The 16413-nt window shown below is 50.0% G+C and carries 18 protein-coding genes; all 18 read left to right on the top strand.

Annotated features, from left to right (window positions below; translation table 11 throughout):
- Positions 1-10: 10 nt before the first annotated feature.
- The 18 genes from IPL32_00675 to IPL32_00590 all read left to right on the top strand — a co-directional run bounded on the left by IPL32_00675 (position 11) and on the right by IPL32_00590 (position 16382).
- Entirely contained in the window at positions 11-982 is a 972-nt protein-coding gene (locus tag IPL32_00675) for an SAM-dependent DNA methyltransferase (protein ID MBK8464320.1), read from the top strand.
- Positions 983-998: 16 nt separating this feature from the next.
- Positions 999-4361 carry a strawberry notch family protein gene (locus tag IPL32_00670; protein ID MBK8464319.1) on the top strand — a complete coding sequence of 1121 codons (3363 nt, stop codon included), beginning with the start codon at positions 999-1001 and terminating at the stop codon, positions 4359-4361.
- A gap of 175 nt (positions 4362-4536) precedes the next feature.
- The gene (locus IPL32_00665; GenBank protein MBK8464318.1) at positions 4537-5583 is read left to right on the top strand and encodes a sigma 54-interacting transcriptional regulator; all 1047 of its coding nucleotides are present in this window, start codon (positions 4537-4539) and stop codon (positions 5581-5583) included.
- Between the two features lie 114 nt (positions 5584-5697).
- The gene (locus tag IPL32_00660; GenBank protein ID MBK8464317.1) at positions 5698-6825 is read left to right on the top strand and encodes a hypothetical protein; all 1128 of its coding nucleotides are present in this window, start codon (positions 5698-5700) and stop codon (positions 6823-6825) included.
- Between the two features lie 6 nt (positions 6826-6831).
- Positions 6832-7137, top strand: a complete 306-nt coding sequence (locus IPL32_00655; GenBank protein MBK8464316.1) for a hypothetical protein — start codon at positions 6832-6834, stop codon at positions 7135-7137.
- Positions 7127-7372 (top strand): hypothetical protein, encoded by a 246-nt coding sequence (locus IPL32_00650; GenBank protein ID MBK8464315.1) that lies wholly within the window; start codon positions 7127-7129, stop codon positions 7370-7372. The genes IPL32_00655 and IPL32_00650 overlap by 11 nt, the downstream gene beginning before the upstream one ends.
- A 15-nt stretch (positions 7373-7387) precedes the next feature.
- On the top strand, positions 7388-8209 hold the full coding sequence (locus tag IPL32_00645) for a hypothetical protein (protein ID MBK8464314.1): 822 nt from the start codon (positions 7388-7390) through the stop codon (positions 8207-8209).
- A 3-nt stretch (positions 8210-8212) separates the two neighbouring features.
- Positions 8213-8896 carry a hypothetical protein gene (locus IPL32_00640; GenBank protein MBK8464313.1) on the top strand — a complete coding sequence of 228 codons (684 nt, stop codon included), beginning with the start codon at positions 8213-8215 and terminating at the stop codon, positions 8894-8896.
- Positions 8897-8904: 8 nt separating this feature from the next.
- Positions 8905-9549, top strand: a complete 645-nt coding sequence (locus IPL32_00635) for a Mov34/MPN/PAD-1 family protein (GenBank protein ID MBK8464312.1) — start codon at positions 8905-8907, stop codon at positions 9547-9549.
- Positions 9549-10394: a ThiF family adenylyltransferase gene (locus tag IPL32_00630; GenBank protein ID MBK8464311.1), complete on the top strand. Its 846-nt coding sequence runs from the start codon at positions 9549-9551 to the stop codon at positions 10392-10394. Before IPL32_00635 ends, IPL32_00630 begins: the two co-directional genes overlap by 1 nt.
- 13 nt (positions 10395-10407) lie before the next feature.
- Positions 10408-10728 carry a hypothetical protein gene (locus IPL32_00625; protein ID MBK8464310.1) on the top strand — a complete coding sequence of 107 codons (321 nt, stop codon included), beginning with the start codon at positions 10408-10410 and terminating at the stop codon, positions 10726-10728.
- Positions 10729-10746: 18 nt separating this feature from the next.
- Positions 10747-12123, top strand: coding sequence for a hypothetical protein (locus IPL32_00620; GenBank protein MBK8464309.1), 1377 nt, complete (start codon positions 10747-10749; stop codon positions 12121-12123).
- A gap of 25 nt (positions 12124-12148) precedes the next feature.
- Positions 12149-12565 (top strand): hypothetical protein, encoded by a 417-nt coding sequence (locus IPL32_00615; protein MBK8464308.1) that lies wholly within the window; start codon positions 12149-12151, stop codon positions 12563-12565.
- Positions 12566-12585: 20 nt separating this feature from the next.
- Positions 12586-14205 carry an AAA family ATPase gene (locus IPL32_00610; GenBank protein ID MBK8464307.1) on the top strand — a complete coding sequence of 540 codons (1620 nt, stop codon included), beginning with the start codon at positions 12586-12588 and terminating at the stop codon, positions 14203-14205.
- Between the two features lie 15 nt (positions 14206-14220).
- On the top strand, positions 14221-14619 hold the full coding sequence (locus IPL32_00605; GenBank protein MBK8464306.1) for a DUF1257 domain-containing protein: 399 nt from the start codon (positions 14221-14223) through the stop codon (positions 14617-14619).
- 14 nt (positions 14620-14633) lie between these two features.
- Complete coding sequence (locus IPL32_00600; GenBank protein MBK8464305.1) at positions 14634-14825, top strand: DUF2997 domain-containing protein; 192 nt, start codon at positions 14634-14636, stop codon at positions 14823-14825.
- On the top strand, positions 14822-15466 hold the full coding sequence (locus IPL32_00595; protein ID MBK8464304.1) for a 4Fe-4S cluster-binding domain-containing protein: 645 nt from the start codon (positions 14822-14824) through the stop codon (positions 15464-15466). The genes IPL32_00600 and IPL32_00595 overlap by 4 nt, the downstream gene beginning before the upstream one ends.
- Before the next feature lie 295 nt (positions 15467-15761).
- Positions 15762-16382, top strand: a complete 621-nt coding sequence (locus IPL32_00590) for a hypothetical protein (protein ID MBK8464303.1) — start codon at positions 15762-15764, stop codon at positions 16380-16382.
- Positions 16383-16413: the final 31 nt, after the last annotated feature.

Raw genomic sequence — 16413 nt, 5'->3', positions numbered from 1 at the left:
AGTGTGCGTCATGAGCGAGCCAAGCGTCTCCTATACCTCATTCAGAGATCTCATCGAAGAAGTTGCCGGGATTATTGATAACGGACGAAAGATCTGCAACAGGGAACTTATTGAGATCTGCAAGGGATGTGGTGTCTTTGATTTCAACGTCGATGCTCATGTTTATCACGAGATATCTGAAACTGCGCTGAACTTACTCATTCTGAAAAAATACGCACGCGATCTACTCGTATCAGCGGATCCAAACGAAGCAGTTTCAACTGTCTTAAGACCTCTACAAAAACGGCTTCCCACGCAGACCTGGCGAAGTGAAACACAGATCGCCTATCAGCAGTTCTCGACGCCGGCGACTATTGCCTATCTAGCCGTCTATCTTTTGAACATTAAGCAGGGCGAGACGATTCTCGAACCTTCCTGTGGTACGGGTAGTCTCGCTGTATGGGCGTCTGCTATTGGCGCCAAAGTGATAGCTAATGAGATCGACCCTAGGAGGAGGGGCTTGGCTTTGGCGTTGGGTTTCCACCCATATTCTTTCGATGCAGAGTTCATCGACGATCTTCTGCCTGAGCATTTACTCCCTGATATCGTTCTCGCTAATCCGCCGTTCTCTTCGACTGGCGGCCGTGTGAAAAATAGCAGTCGCGACTTCGGTTTTCGTCATATCGAATCGGCATTACGAAGGCTAGAGAAAGGCGGGCGATTCGCGGTGTTACTTGGAGAGAGCGGCTCTCCGAGATCCCGCAATGGAAATCGGTTTTGGGAATATCTTTCCCCGGAAATACAGGTAAAAGCCTCCATCGAACTGCCCGGGCATGAGTTCTACTCCAACGGGACGAGCGTCAAGACGACGCTAATTATCGGCACCAAGTCGCCTGCGATAGATACGCCATTGAGTTCGGAACTCGAAGCGACTCCGCATATTGTTGCTCAGTCGGTCGAGGATGCCTTCGAACAGGCCATTTCGTTAAATCTCCGTTTTTGACCAATAGAAAAAAGCAATGTATTCCATTCAAGAACGAAGTTCGGAAGGACTTCCTGCTCCCGTACTTACCTCGAGTGAAAGGACTCCAATCGTAGAGCATAATCACCAACCTGATCTAGACATAAACATTTATTCCCCTCGATTTATTACCGGCGGATCGCCACATCCGGGAGTGATTGTTGAGCCTCCGGGCCTCGCCAATGTTGAACCGCCCCACATTCGTTACCGGCCAAGACTTCCAAAGCATCTGTCAGAGACCGGAAAACTCTCGGCAATGCAATTGGAGCGGATTATCTACGCTGGACAAGCACACGAGCAGCGTCTTGCGGACGGTTCGCGAGCGGGCATAAGCATCGGCGACGGAACCGGAACCGGCAAGACGGCGACGCTGGCGGGAGTCATTCTGGACAACTGGTTCCAGGGACGGCGGCGAGCCGTTTGGTTTTCAGTAAAGGCCGATCTGATCGAAGCTGTCTCCGATGAGTTCAAGAGACTTGGGTTGACGCCGCCGATCAAGCTGATCAATGACTTTCCAACCGATCAGGAGATAGACATCGAGGACGGAATTGTTTTCTGCACATATCGATCGCTAATAGCCAGATCGAAAAAGGGCAATAAACGGCTCGATCAGATAACCCGCTGGCTTGGCCTAAGCGGCGTCGTGATCTTTGATGAAGGGCATAAGGCTAAGTACGCTTTTGCCGACGATCGGGGCAAATCTACACAGACCGGAGCCGCCGTACTTGAGATCCAGAATCCCGAAAGGTTTCCGGATGTGAGAGTGGTCTACTCTTCCGCAACATCGGCAGGGGAGGTTCGACATCTCGCTTATATGTCGCGCCTTGGGCTTTGGGGGGCAGGGACTAATTTTCCGATAGGCTTCGAGCAGTTCGCCGAAGAGATCGAATCCGGAGGCGTCGGGGCTTTAGAGATGGTCTGCCGCGACCTTAAGGCGATGGGACGATACCTGTGCGGCAACCTGAGTATGGGAACCGATCCGGAGTCGGGCCTGTCGGTTGAGTTTCGTGAGGTCATTCATAAACTCACCCCTACCCAGCGAAGGATGTATGACAACATGGCCCAAGGCTGGCAGGAAGTCTTTCGAAATATCCATCGAGCCCTAGATCTAACTAACTCCGGCAAGGCCACGCGAAGCAGCGCCCTCAATCAGTTTTGGGCAGAGCATCAACGGTGCTTTCGCAATCTGATCACAGCATTTAAGGTTCCGACGCTGATCCGCGAGATCGAAGATGCACTCAGCAGAAAAGAGTCAATTGTGGTGTCGATAACGGGCACGGGCGAGAGCCAGACCAAAAAGCAGATCGAAAGGGCAGCAGACCAGGAAGAAGCGATTGACAGTCTGGATTTTAGTCCGAGAGAAACTCTTACGCGTCTGGTCGCAAATTGCTTTCCAACTGCCTGTTTTCAGGAGAGAACCAATCCTTACAGCGGAACCGTAGAGTACATTCCGCTTGTCGATGCCAATGGCGATCAGGTTGAGAGCAGAGCCGCTTTGCAGTTGCGAACAGAACTTCTGGATAAGCTATCAATTCTTGAGGTTCCGGAGCACCCGCTTGATCAACTCGTAAACTATTTCGGTGTAGAGAATATTGCAGAGATGACCGGCAGGAAGAAACGCTTGATCCGGACGGCAAAAGGCACGCTGGAGTATCGGCCGCGCCAACTTGCTGGTGTTCCTTCAAAGCTTATCAACCTCCACGAAAAGAACGCCTTTCAGAACGGTGATAAGAGGATCGCCGTCATGTCAGAGGTGGCATCGACCGGAGACAGCCTTCATGCTGGCAAATCCGTTGGGAATCAGCAGAGACGCCTCCATATCGCTGCGGAGCTAAAATGGTCAGCCGATAAACAGATCCAGGACTTCGGGCGCACACATCGCACAGGTCAAGTTGCACCGCCGGTCTATCTGCTGGTGTTCACCGAACTCGGAGGCGAGAAAAGGTTTTCCTCAACTATCGCCAGAAGACTCGGTAATATGGGAGCTCTCACAAAGGGCGACCGGCGTGCCGAAAAGGCCGGCAACCTTGATAAATATAATCTTGAATCAAGAGAAGGGCGTTCGGCATTGAGTGTAGTGCTGACCGGCATCATGAGAGGCCGGGAGATCGAGGGGCTCGAAGATCCGAAACAGGCGCTGAGAGATATGGGCCTTGTTAAGACGGTCGATGGTGACGAGCAGATCCCCGACAGCGAGAAGACCAATATCCCTCGATTCCTAAACAGGCTGCTTTCGCTTGAGGTGGACCGACAGAATGCTCTCTTTGACTATTTCTATTCAACATTCCTCGAAACGATCGAATACCTAAAACAGAAAGGAAAACTCGATGACGGGATGGAAGACCTGAAAGCTATGTCAGTCGCCGTCTCGGGATCGCCGGAGGTTCTTAACTCAGATCCTCTGACTGGAGCAAAGACTGTCTATTACAAATTGGAACTTAAAGTTGCAACGACGCCGGCCAGATATCAGGACATAGCGGCCAGCGAGATACACCAGTTCTATCAGGACCGACGGGACGGATCGTTCATATCGGTCAGAAAAACTCTATCCCATACTGATCCCGAAACAGGGGAACGGTATCAGATGTTCTCGATAACAAAGCCTTGCGGTCGCAACGTAGCCTATTTACGCGAGAGTGAGTTGAATCAACGGTATCGGATCGTTCCGAAAACCAAGGCGGAAGACTGGTGGATCAAAGAGGAGACCAAGATACCTGAATTTGAGAAAAGAACCGTCCATATTCTCAGCGGTGCATTGCTTCCCATATGGAAATATCTTAAGACACTCAGCCACGATGCGCTGAATATCGTTCGAACTACCACTGATGACGGTACGAGGCTCGTTGGCGTGAAGATATCGGAAGAATGGCTCAGAGATATCCGTCAGCACTTTGGCCTTCGATCAAGTATTCCAACAACGGCGAATGAAGTAATGCGGGTAGTCGATTTTGAAAAGAACAGCGTCAATTTGATCGACGATGTCACCGTGCGGTCATCGCGGTTCCAGGGTCAACTGCTCACAGAAATTTGTCCTTCCACTTTCGAGCAGATCAGAGAACTCCGGGGAATGGGACTCGTCAATATCGTACAGCACGGGCGCCAGAGATTCTTTCTTCCACAGGAATCACCAGGGCTCGCTCTTGAAAAAGTCTTGTTTCTTTATCCGCCGGAATCGACAAGCATATCGTTTCTTCCGGAATTACAGGCAGCAACCGAGGAACTCACAAAACAGGAACCTGTAATCCTACCAGAATGGCTTATCGAACCAGCTCTCGAATTCGTGAACAGTCTTGGCGGCTCCGCGAAAGTGCTTGTAGATCAGAACGGTATTCTGCTATTGAACGAAACATTCGCGATGTAAAAAAAAATCAGAAAAAAAGGGTATATAAAAGGTAACCACCGCGTTTATCGCGGGTTTTTAGTTATGCAGGCTTAAGTATCGAATGGGTGAATCGGGTTTTTCTTGCACGGAAAGACCGGATTTGTAGCCGAAACAGCTCTGCAAGCCGAAAGTTGTACGTGGGAGAAGTTACCTTATGGCCGATAATTATGTTGATGACAGTGCTTTCAAGGGAAGGTCGATCTTGGATGAAAAAGTCCTCCTATTCGCCAGAGTTCCGCATTACGTCCTCATTACGGGGGAAAGAGGCACTGGAAAGACAACCATTGCCCACCAAATGCACGATCTTAGTCCCAGGTCGAAACGAGATTTTGTAAGCGTCAACTGCGCCAGTTTTACGTCTGAACTTTTGGAGTCAGAGCTTTTTGGATACGAGCGAGGTGCATTCACCGGTGCAATCGCTGCGAAAGCGGGTCTGTTCGAAGCCGCACAAGGCGGAACACTCTTCCTCGACGAGATCGGAGAACTCTCGCTTGGCCTTCAGGCGAAGTTTCTGAAAGCGGTCGAAGAAAGACGCATTCGTCGGGTTGGCGGAACGATGGAACGCGAAATTGATGTGCGAGTTGTTGCGGCGACTTCAAGAGATCTCCGATCAATGGTCAAGAACGGGACATTTAGGGCCGATCTCTTCGACCGTCTGAATATTCTTCAGCTTGAAACCTTGCCGCTTCGTTATCAAAAGGAAAGAATTGTTGAGACATTCCTCGACCAGTTAGAGACCGATAGAGGCACAATAGGGCTGGAGGAGCCTCTACAAATCGAAAAAGAAGTTCTTGTAGCGATCCAGGAACTCGAATGGAAGGGGAACTATCGAGAGATTAGAAATTTCGCAACCCGCCTTGCAGTAGAAACCATTGACGAACCGGCGATCACTCTTCAGGTCGTCAACAGTATGCTTAGTGGAGAGACCAGATTCCGTTCCGAACTAGAATTAGCTGACGAAAAGGAAAACAACTACCTGACCGTCACACTCGACCCGGCGACAGACGATCTTGATAGCGTGTACATCAAGGCCGCCGCAATGTTTGTCGAACACGCCCTAAAGCGTTCAAACGGAAATCTGCGCCGGGCCGCGCGTTCGATCAATACCACCCATTCAACTATCTCCCGCATTCTGAAAAAGAATCAGGAACGGTTTGTGACTCCGTCAAACGCATCTGGCTCACTGGCGGCTGCAGCATAGGCGTTTCAAAAGGAGCTGGGTCAAAAGGTTCGCGGTTTTCGCGAGCCTTTCTTGTTTGTTCGACAAGCATTTGGAGAATAAAAGGGCGGCGGATAAGGCGGTGGAGATAGAGATATGGAAATTCTGAATAGCGGTTCGTTCATTCCTCTTGATAATCGCGAGAAAATCGAACAACTGATCTTTACTGCCCAAACGCTCGCGTCTGAAGTGCATCAGAACGCGGGATTTCAAGGCAGCGGGCAGACGAATCAGCAGATCGGGTTGGAGCTCTGGAAAGGTGCTGAGTACATGACTCGGTCGCATGAAGAAGTAACCATTCGGAACATTTTCCTGAGCAAGTTTCTGGAAAGGCTCCGAGATATCGACCGCGAAACCTTTCCTAGGAGATCCGCTCCAATTCAGCAAGCGATTCCGCGTGCAATTGAAAACACGGCCGCAATCGTAGCAGCGATATCTGCTGAACCGAACACCGATGTGAAGAATGAATTCGTCGAGGCAAAAGACGAGTTTCTCGGTATCGTCCATACAGAAGAATCAGGCTCCGAGCGACCATCCTACGCAAACGAATGCAAGCCGGAATGCGAGGAAGAGATCGTCTCGATGTTGAGCCCTTCGGAGCCATTTGGAATCGTTGAGCCAACGGGTGACCAAAGTGCAGAACAGAATTCCGTTCCGCCATCGGACGCGCGTATCCCCACCGGGGAAGCCAAAGAACACGATTCGATTCTATCGGCTACTGGTGTCGAGGCAGTCATTGAAACTGCTCCGTTGATGAACTCAACCGATGAAGCCGTCCCAGCCGACATAATCGGTACTGAACAGTTCGTAAGGTCGGTCGTTCTGTCTGAAAAAGAACCCTACAACTTTGAAGCATGTACCGTCACGGCTGTGATCCAGTTGCTGCCCGAATCCAACGGAACGAGAGATTGCATCGTAAGTGTGCGTTCGCACGACTTTGCTCCCGAAGTTACATTTATTAACCGGTGTAGCGAACCTGGTGAGCTAAATCTATCCAATCCGTTATCGGCGGCTCTCGAACGGTACAGAAACTCACTTCCTCTATGGGCCGCCGAGAAGATGAAGAAGGAACAGGCCGCAACCAAAAAGCGAACACCCAAGGCGGCATCAAAAAATCCCAACAATACTTCCGAGAAATCAGATTCGAAATCCGACGGATCTTCAACCTCAATTGCGATACCGCAGGAACCAGCGAGAGATCAACAGTCTCTCTTCGCGTCATAGAACATCATGGAAAACGAAACTAACACGTCACAGGAAGAAGATGCACCCGGCAAGTCGAACAACGGCGAAACTGAATCGACGGAAAGTACGGATGCGACAGCTCCTGTGACCGATCCGAAGGCGACGATAAAGATCGAGGGCCAGACGTTTGAACTGGATGCGTCGCTGGCACAGGAAGACAGGACCCTGAAAGTCGTTCTTCAACCGCATTTTGCTTCGATCGAGAATGCCAACATTACTCGCGACGTTAAGGACGGCAAACTTAGCGTCACTATCGTCAAGCGAGCGCAGCATAAAGGGTATGCAGCCTGATGAATCGCCTCTCGAATTACTGCGAGCTGAGATCGAGCAGATCAATCCGGCGATTATTCTTGCCGATCAACTAATGCGGCGGGAGGCAGCGGAACTTTTGAGCGTCGAGGAAGTGAACGAGGCTAAGAACATCCTGGCCATCGGCACTCAGGAGATCGAAGCAATCGAATCCCACCAAAAGGCGTTTCAGAAGAGCCCGCCATCAGCGATCGACTATGTTCCGGTCGGGTTCTGAGGTGTATAAGCTCGTATGACCGGATTAAGATTGGCGACGGCCGAGAACGGAAAACCAATTTTTGGATTTGGCGAACGTCTGGTCCGCTCCCTCGAATATCTTCGATTTAAAGCAAAAAGCCACAACGCCTTATATGCATGCGAAACAGTCTCCAGAGTCGTATCGGAACAACACAAATACCGGCTTTATATTGAAACGTTTCCAAAAGACTGGGAACGATCAACAAAGAGTCTCTATAGAGCAGGTTATTTTAAGGCGTACAGCGAACGGACGAATGAGTTCTTTCAGCTTATAAATGACCACCGCTTTCCACTGCTTGAATACTGGCATGACGATCCTGAGTTAGAACTAGAACGATTTGCCATCCCGCCGATGAACTTCGACCTGTGCTGCGAAGAAGTTGATTTCGCACACTTGAGGGACAGCTACCTGGCCGGACTGATGTTCTATTTTAACGAAGATGATGAGATCTGGAATTACTTTTCTGAAAAGTACGGAGTTGATAAAGAGTCACTGCCTCCGATCAAGACGGCACATGCAAATATCTGGAAGGAAAAGCGCGAGGCAAAAGCAAAACCTTTCAGCGATCTGATCCGCCTGGTCGATCACTCCACCGGTAATCCGTGGCTAGACGTTACGAACTGCCAATATCCGGAGTTCTTCGAATGGGACAAAGAAACTGTTGACTGGTTGACCGAGGCGTATCAGGCCGCAAACCTGTACTTCAAAAATCTCGAGCATTTAGATAAAAGGATCGAAGAAAATGCTCAGACATTCTTTTACCAGCTTATTTCATTCTGGAATACCGGAAAGATCGGGCCGGAGAGGCAAATGTAAGCGATGAATAACACCCTGCAAATACCTGCCGATGCGTCAGCTGCTCTCTATTTTCTGCCGGGCCAATATCTCTTTGCCGATCTTAAAGAATCATCTGTGTCGTTGAAGGCTCTTTCGAGTGAGCAGGTGGCGAGAGCATTTAGAAAGGTCCACACAGATACGGGATGGCTGGGTAAGCGGGCTATGCGTTACCGTGAGGCTCCCGAAGGCAATGCAATCTTATCGTATGAACCAGCCGCAATACGAAAGATAACCATCGCTTTTTCTGACAAGGGAATTGTTGAGATCTCAGTCCCGATGCCCCCTCTCATCCTTCTTGGTAAAGGACGGGAATATTATCTTTGGGCCGCTGCTTCATCTCATATATCGGCTAATACCAACCTTGCCGTCGCCCCGCTGCCGAATGTCGGTTCCGGTAAGATCTGCTTTGGAAAAAACGAAGTTCCTGAGACCCATCCTTCTACAGTCAGCGAAGTTTGGAAACTAATTTTTGACACTCCATTCAATGCAGACCACGCAAGCGAGCGATGCCACTCTGAACCACAAGATGTACGTGAACTTCTTTGGAAACTGGCGGCTGACAAGGCGAAGAAGTTTCCGAAGTCCGAACTGATCTTATCAAGCACTACGATCGACGACGCGTGGGAAACGATCGTTGAACAGCGACGGTACGACTCCCGGATCTGAATAAAATTATGGAAAGAGAAAGGGAGTTCATCGGTCATCGGATTGCAAAAGAACGATTCGAGCCTGTAGAAAGCATTCTCTACGAGTACCTCCTTGCCGGAAACGGAGTAATTCTCAGGGCTCAGCGTGAGGAATTTACGGTTTCAGTTCCTCTGGTATTTAGAGAGATAAAGGGCCTTCCAACCGTATTCGTAGGTATCAAATGGCACAAGCCGAAAGTCCCAAGCCGTATTTGGGACGAAATTTGTAAGCACGCCCAGGCCTCCAATTCGAAGGAGAATTTTAGAGAAGAACTTTATCTTATCTATTGGGATAGCGAGCGATACGCGTGGCAGTGGAGCACATCGAGTAAGGACAGAACGTATGCCTCAACCATCGCCGACGATAGACGGCCCGAATACTCAGATGCCTGTATAGAGGTTCATACGCACCCTGACGGGGCATACCAGTTCAGTTCTGCCGATGATCGTGATGAATCAGGCAAGTTCCGAATATTCGGTATCATTGCTGACGTCCACGACAAGCCGAAGTTCAGATTCCGTTGCGGCATTTACGACCACCTTGCCCCAGTTCCATTTTCCTGGATCGGCAACCTGCCAAGCGGAGTTGTCGATCTGAATGAGGTCGCAGCTCTGCTTCAGATGATGTTGTAATGGAAATCGATCTTAGCCTCTCGCAGGCCGCCGTTGTGATGCCTGTGGAATTTAACACTCTTCGATTCATCGTTGTCGGCGCCGGAGGAACAGGCTCTTTTGTCGTTCCTGCTTTAGCCCGACTGATCTTCGAACTAAAGGAACAGCAGAACAAATCCGCAGAATTGCTGATCGTCGATCCAGATATAGTCGAAGCCAATAACATTCCGCGAAGCAATTTCTGTTTTGCAGAGGTCGGGCGATTCAAAGCCCAGACCCTTGCAGAGCGGGTTACAACGGCATGGGGAATTGAAACAAACTTCTCGTGCGAGAGTTTCGATCCGGAGAAACATTTCAAAAACTCGAACAGCGACTACAGGAGTCTGAGCATCATCGTCGGCTGCGTCGATAATTACCGAGCTCGCCGAGAGATGCATCGAGCACTTGATGAGTTTCGAAGTTACGGTGAATCGTCGAGGGTATGGTGGATAGACGGCGGAAACGGCAAGACATCGGGCCAGGTGCTGCTGGGCTCGACGACAAAGGCACTCAAACCCGAGCAGTACTTTACGGGAACGAGTATCTGTCGGGCACTCCCGGCACCATCGCTTCAACATTCCGATCTTCTTAAGCCAGAAAAAGTTGAAGCCAAGAGCGATGCGTCGTGTCCCGAGCGCGTTCGACTAGGTGAGCAGGGGCTTAACGTGAATCAGCGAGTGGCGGTCGAAATGGCGGAGATGCTTTCGTCAATGCTTTTGACACGTACCCTCAAGCGATTTGCGGTCTATTTTGATCTGGAGAGCGGTAGTACTAGATCCGCCTACTGTACTCCATCAGCCGTGCCTGACGTTCACTGCAACTTGTAGATCAAAAACGGTTATGTCGGAACTCTTACCAAAAGAAATTGAAAGTGTCCTGCCACGGATCAGTGACCAAGAGGGAAACAAGAATCCGACCGTATATGCCGTGTTCCAATTTCCACTGAGCGGATGGATATGGTTCGTCACAGAAGGCGATGCATATGAAGGCGACATTTGCTTCTTTGGTTATGTGGTCGGGCTTGCGCGCGAATGGGGATATTTCTGTCTGAGTGAACTGGAGTCCATCGACATCAACGGGATCAAAGTTGGTCGCGCCGAGGATCATTTGCCAAGGCCGTTATCCACGTGTTTGCGGCATTACGGAATCGCGGAAAATTAAGCGGTGGACAGGATGCGAATGGAAACTCAAACATCTGCCGGAGTTGCCGGCACGCAGGTATTGCCATCTTTAGCATCTTCGGTGCTCCGAAATGTGTTCGGTGGCACTCAGAAAGAGGGCAAATCCACAGAAGAAATCGCACCAAATTCTTCGGTAGAAGTTCCATCTGAAATTGCTCAGAAAGTGCTAACCCGCCTGGGAACCAGGAAGGAGCGAGCTGCGGCGGAACTGGGCATCAGTGCCGGAGAGGTTGAATCTCTTCCTTTCGATCTGTCGACGCTGGAAAGTGAAGGCATCTTCATGAACATCGATTGCCGAGGGTTCGGCAGTCTTGTTCGGCAACTGGAATGGAAAACTCTCGGGGTCCAGCTACCTGAGAATGCGGCCGTCAGGGTAAGTCCTCCGAGAGCTGGATTGCTGCCTGATGTATATCGGAATCGCCTGATGCGTGGCGCGGCCCAGGCTCATAACGCCCTCAACAAATTCGGCTTCAGATTCACCCTCTGCGAGACCGTCTGGGGAACGAGTGAGTACAAGTGGATTCCTTGGACCGCGTTCGAATCTTTCGAAAAAACATACCTTCAAGCCTGCGAAACTCTCGCCGCGGCAAAGAGTGAAGTTCTTTCCAAATACGACGAGATCCTGAGCATCCTACAGGACAGTTTCTATCAGCTTGCGAGAGATTCTGCCGACAGGTTCGAGGCGACAAGCGATGAGCTTTTCGATAGAGAGGAGTTCGTAAACGCGGTCGCGGCACAAGCCATCGGAATGGTCCCTACACGCGAGATGATCCGCGATGGCCTCGTGATAACAATGAAGCCGAAGGTGATCATTCTCGGGTCGGAGATGATCGCCGAGCGAAACCTCACGAAATCGCTTGCCCTCGAAGCCACTCGTATCAATTCTGAGCAGACGAAGATCGATCTTGAGATTGATGCAAAACGCCGTATCGAAGAAATAAAGGTGGATGAGGTTACTGCTGAAACCCGGCGAGAACGCGAGGTTAAGGAGCGTATCCGGGAGATGAAAATCGAGGCCGCTAAGCGTGAAGCCGAGGAGGCAGTATCTCCGATCAAGGAAGGCTTCGCACAGATAACTGCGAAGATCTTCGAATCAGCCTCAGAAATGGCAGAACGCATGAAGGATGCGGAGTTCGTATCGGGTTCATTGGCCAAACGAGCACGTCAGATGTGCGAATGGTATCAGCTGATGAACTTCACAGGCGATACATCTCTGGAAAATGTACTCGAACAATTGCAGACAGCTGCGGGCCGGGAAGCCAAGCAGCGCTCGCCGGAAGAGATGCGAACCGCTCTAAGCGACCTTCTGAGGATGACATCCGTTCATTCAAAGAAACTCCTTGATGAAGATCGGCTAAGCGCTCTCGAACTTTAGATCGACGAAGACGAGGTCTCCACAAATGGCAAATTTCGACCTGAGCAAATACATTCCGGTTCACGCACGCATAGCGGAGTTCTATGAGAAGTACCCGGACGGCCGGATCGTTACCGAGATCATAAGGCTCAACGAAGACAGCGGTTTCGTGTGTATAAAAGCCGGAGCGTATCGGAACCGAGATGATGCGGAACCTAGTTCTACCGGACACGCCTTCGAGGTCCGCGGTCAGGGATATGTGAACACGACATCCTTCATCGAAAACGGTGAAACAAGCGCTGTGGGCAGGGCTTTAGCAAATCTGGGGTTCAAGATCGACAACGGCATCGCTTCACGAGAAGAAATGCAGAAGGTCGAAAGGATGACCGAGGCAGCAAAACCGACCGGCAACAATGGACGAAATGGCCATAACGGGCGTCTTGTCACTCAATCCGTTTCATAACACTTTCCAACAAACAAATAATGTCTGAAATAGAAGCGGGTGCCGACAGCATCCGGAAGTTCCTGCACGAGCTCGATATTAGGATTAGAGCCCGATACCCGCTCATCGCAATCAATACCTTCGAAGAGGATCGCGTAAGAGAGGCGTTGGTCGATCTCGTCTTTCAGGAGCGGCATAAGGAAAAGTCTCTCTACTTTTGGAGTCGTCCAAGCGGCCTTCAGAAGGTAGTCGATCCGAAAGAGGGACTACTAAGTTTGCCTCAAACGATCGGCGATACTGAAGACCCCGAAAGCCTTCTTGGCTTTATCAGCGAGCAGAAGACAGGTATTTTCCTGCTATGTGACTACGCTCCTTATATCTCACCATATGGGCAGGAAGATCCTTTGCTGGTTCGAAGGCTTCGTGAGATCGCCTGGAAGTTGAAATCGACAAAAGCAACGGTCTTGTTTGTGGGGCCGAATTTCCCGGAACTCAAAACACTCGAAAAGGAAGTCACGCAGATAGAACTCGACCTTCCGAGGGAGTCGGAGATCGAAGACTCGATCGAACTTCAGTTTGAAAACCTGCGTTCCAATGGTCTGGATATTAGTCTGACCAAGGAGACGCAAGACGCGCTTCAGCAGTCTCTGCTTGGTCTAACAGCTGTCGAGATCAGCAATGTCGTTGCGAAAGCAGTCATCAGTTGTAACGGGCTCAATCAGGATTCGATCAATGTCATTCTTGAAGAAAAGAAGAATGTCATACGCGGTAGCGGCTCATTGACCTATGTGCATCCAGAACCGGCAAGCAACTTAGGCGGCTACCAATCGCTTCGAGCCATCCTTGAACGCGCGGCATACACATTCAGTCCGAGAGCAAAAGCACGCCACGTCGAACCTTGCAAGGGAATTCTCCTCGTTGGATTGCCGGGGTGCGGAAAGGATCTCTGTAAACGGGTTGCGTCAAGCATCACGAATCGGGCTCTGCTTGATCTGGACTTTGGTTCGATTATGGGTGAGGGCGGAGGTGTCATTGGCTCATCCGCGATGTCGATAAAGCGGGCGTTATCTATCGCTGGCACGATTAAAGGGATTCTTGGTATCAGCGAGTTCGAAAAAGCGGTCTCAGGAATGAAGTCGTCCAACAAGACGGACGGCGGTGAGACAGCACGAACTATCTCCTATCTTCTCAACTGGATGCAGGACAACAAGGACGTTCTTGTATTCGCTACCGCCAATGACGTACGCGAACTCGAATCCGAACAGTTCAGGATCGGTAGGTTCTCATATATTCACTTCGTCGATCTTCCCGAGACCGAGGATCGTAAGGAAATATTCCGGGTTCACCTTAAGAAAAGAGCACTTGATGCCGAATACTTTGATCTCGATAAACTGGTAGATAAGAGCAAAGACTTCTCTGGCGCGGAAATAGAAGGGGCAGTTCAAGACGGAGTTCTCGAAGCGTTCATTGACGGCGACCGACAGGCCGAGACTCGCGACATTATTAAAGCCGCCGAGAACATCACGCCTACGGCCCAGATGATGAGCGAGAAGATCGAGGAGATCCGAAAATGGGCTCGAAATAATATCAAGGGCGTAGGCTCTCGAATCGAGAATAATAGCATTGCCGGAAACCGCACCGATCGAATCTATGAACTCTAACTACGGAGAATCTCAATGAGCAAATATATGACCTTTGAATCCCAGTCATTCCCGAATCGCGAGTTGCTCCTCGAAGCATTAGCCGAATGTGGTTTCGCATCTCCGACTATAGGAACTGACATTCCTCTCGAAGGATGGGATAAGCGGGATCCACAAACAGCCGACGTCGTAATCAGGCGTCGGCAAGTACGTGGACGATCGCTTTTAGGAGATATCGGCTTCCGGAAAACGTCAAAAGGCTATGTTGCCGTTATCGATGATATGGACCTGAATTACCACTTAGGGAAAGACTTCGTGATCAGGCTTCAGAACAGCTATCACGAAGCAGCGGCAAGAAAGATGGCCAAGAAGCTCGGCGGCACGCTTATCAAGGAACGAATCGGAAAAACTCTCAAAATAAGAATCAAATACTGAGGAGGATACCGACAATGCCCGAAGTTGAATTCAAGATCGATACCGAACGCGGAACATGCGAAACCGAGATAAAAGGGTATCAAGGGACTGCGTGCGAGAAGGCTGCTAGACAGCTGAAGGAGATTTTAGGTGACCCCTCTATTGAGACTAAAAAGCAAGAGTATTTTGTCACGCCGAGTGTCAAACAGACCAATAAACTACGATGAGTAATAAGATCACCTTCATACTCGAACCAGACAGTGGGAAACTTACCGCTGAAGTCTCAGGCATTCCCGCTGATCAACTGATCGATCTCAGAGACGACCTTGGAACTTCCCAAAATTTGAATTGCGGAAAGCCGATGCAAGGTCAGTCTTGGGAACCGGGTAACCTTAAGGATGATCGCTATTACATCTGGCTTCATCGCATATATCACAAGTCGGTGGTTGATGGTCCGGGTCGTCGGAGCGTGATTCAAGTTGCGGGTTGTTCAATTCGTTGTCCAGGTTGCTACGTTCCCGAAACTCACGATCGCCACAACGGGAAAAAGGTTTCTATTTCCTCAATTCTCGAAGAGATCGTTTCAAAACGCCATGAAAACGACGGTGTAACAATTCTCGGAGGCGAGCCTTTTGATCAATCTGATTCCGTGGCGGAACTTGTGTTGAGACTGAATAAACTTGGCTCCCACATTATCGTCTACACGGGCAATACTATCGAGTATTTATCTACAAAAGACGACCCTAGCGTCACCTATATTCTATCCCACATTGACTTGCTCATTGACGGTCCTTTTGAATCATCTCTAGTCGCTGAAACAGGGGAGTATCGAGGGTCAGCGAATCAGCGCTTGATACAGCAGAAATAGGTTGGGCCCGTCTAGTCTCTCATTGATTTCAATCTACACGAAAAATCATCCAAAGTTTTTCATGGCATCCCGTCATATTCGCAGTCGCAAATCTCGTGCTAATCCTCATTCGATTTTCAAAATCAGAAAGCTGGTTTACGTAAGATCTCGCTTACCCGCCCTTGGTGTTTGATAACAGACAACTGCTGTCTCTTTTTGCACATTTTGCAAACATCGTCTTCTCGAATACTCCCGTTAAACTCAATAAACATTCAAAAACGCGAGTGGTATAGCTGTTGCAATCAGTTCCGAGTATATGAGAGGTCAGATCGCGCGATATATTGGGTTTTTTATTCTGGGTAGCGTCCTGTTCACTGTTGTCTCGCCTACCGCGATGCTCGCTCATGGTGGCGAGGATCATGGTGACGCGAAGCCAAAGTCCACGGCGAACGCAAAGGGCGTTGTATCCCATTCAACTCGTTTGGGCGAACTCGAGCTAATGGTAAAGCACCCTTCGATGGAGCCGGACAAGCCTACGGCCGGGCTTCTTTTTATTACGAAATTTGAGACCAACGAACCTTTCAAGGCTGTCGATGCCAAGGTTGAGGTCGAATCGGCGAGCGGTGCGGTCTTTAATGCGACGGTTGCGGCTGGCGAACAAGCGGGCACATACAGCGTGACCTTTCCCGCGATTCCGTCCGGCGTTTACAAGATGCGGGCTAACGTGTCGCACGACGGCGAAACTGACACTGCCACTTTTTCCGGAATCGAAGTAAAGCCGCCCGCGGTTACGGCCGAGGGCGGAACGTCTTGGTTCACGCAATTGGTGATCGGCGTTGTCTTTTTGCTTGTAATAATTTTGCTTTTCGGGCTTGTGTTTTTCGTGTGGCGTTTCGCCGCTGGCCCCGGAGTTAACGAGGAAGCACTTTCTGCATAAGAATCTAGCGAACATCGTTTACCGACACTCC

Origin of the sequence: Chloracidobacterium sp. (genome assembly GCA_016711345.1) — a bacterium.
GTDB lineage: Bacteria > Acidobacteriota > Blastocatellia > Pyrinomonadales > Pyrinomonadaceae > OLB17.
This window is presented reverse-complemented; position numbering and strand designations above follow the sequence as displayed.

Bases quoted from the DNA above. Each gene is read 5' to 3' on its own strand.
- IPL32_00610 (MBK8464307.1), top strand. From the start codon at position 12,586: ATGTCTGAAATAGAAGCGGGTGCCGACAGCATCCGGAAGTTCCTGCAC.
- IPL32_00600 (MBK8464305.1), top strand. From the start codon at position 14,634: ATGCCCGAAGTTGAATTCAAGATCGATACCGAACGCGGAACATGCGAA.
- IPL32_00620 (MBK8464309.1), top strand. From the start codon at position 10,747: ATGGAAACTCAAACATCTGCCGGAGTTGCCGGCACGCAGGTATTGCCA.
- IPL32_00615 (MBK8464308.1), top strand. From the start codon at position 12,149: ATGGCAAATTTCGACCTGAGCAAATACATTCCGGTTCACGCACGCATA.
- IPL32_00675 (MBK8464320.1), top strand. From the start codon at position 11: ATGAGCGAGCCAAGCGTCTCCTATACCTCATTCAGAGATCTCATCGAA.
- IPL32_00605 (MBK8464306.1), top strand. From the start codon at position 14,221: ATGAGCAAATATATGACCTTTGAATCCCAGTCATTCCCGAATCGCGAG.
- IPL32_00590 (MBK8464303.1), top strand. From the start codon at position 15,762: ATGAGAGGTCAGATCGCGCGATATATTGGGTTTTTTATTCTGGGTAGC.
- IPL32_00655 (MBK8464316.1), top strand. From the start codon at position 6,832: ATGGAAAACGAAACTAACACGTCACAGGAAGAAGATGCACCCGGCAAG.
- IPL32_00630 (MBK8464311.1), top strand. From the start codon at position 9,549: ATGGAAATCGATCTTAGCCTCTCGCAGGCCGCCGTTGTGATGCCTGTG.
- IPL32_00660 (MBK8464317.1), top strand. From the start codon at position 5,698: ATGGAAATTCTGAATAGCGGTTCGTTCATTCCTCTTGATAATCGCGAG.
- IPL32_00625 (MBK8464310.1), top strand. From the start codon at position 10,408: ATGTCGGAACTCTTACCAAAAGAAATTGAAAGTGTCCTGCCACGGATC.
- IPL32_00635 (MBK8464312.1), top strand. From the start codon at position 8,905: ATGGAAAGAGAAAGGGAGTTCATCGGTCATCGGATTGCAAAAGAACGA.
- IPL32_00640 (MBK8464313.1), top strand. From the start codon at position 8,213: ATGAATAACACCCTGCAAATACCTGCCGATGCGTCAGCTGCTCTCTAT.
- IPL32_00665 (MBK8464318.1), top strand. From the start codon at position 4,537: ATGGCCGATAATTATGTTGATGACAGTGCTTTCAAGGGAAGGTCGATC.
- IPL32_00595 (MBK8464304.1), top strand. From the start codon at position 14,822: ATGAGTAATAAGATCACCTTCATACTCGAACCAGACAGTGGGAAACTT.
- IPL32_00670 (MBK8464319.1), top strand. From the start codon at position 999: ATGTATTCCATTCAAGAACGAAGTTCGGAAGGACTTCCTGCTCCCGTA.
- IPL32_00650 (MBK8464315.1), top strand. From the start codon at position 7,127: ATGCAGCCTGATGAATCGCCTCTCGAATTACTGCGAGCTGAGATCGAG.
- IPL32_00645 (MBK8464314.1), top strand. From the start codon at position 7,388: ATGACCGGATTAAGATTGGCGACGGCCGAGAACGGAAAACCAATTTTT.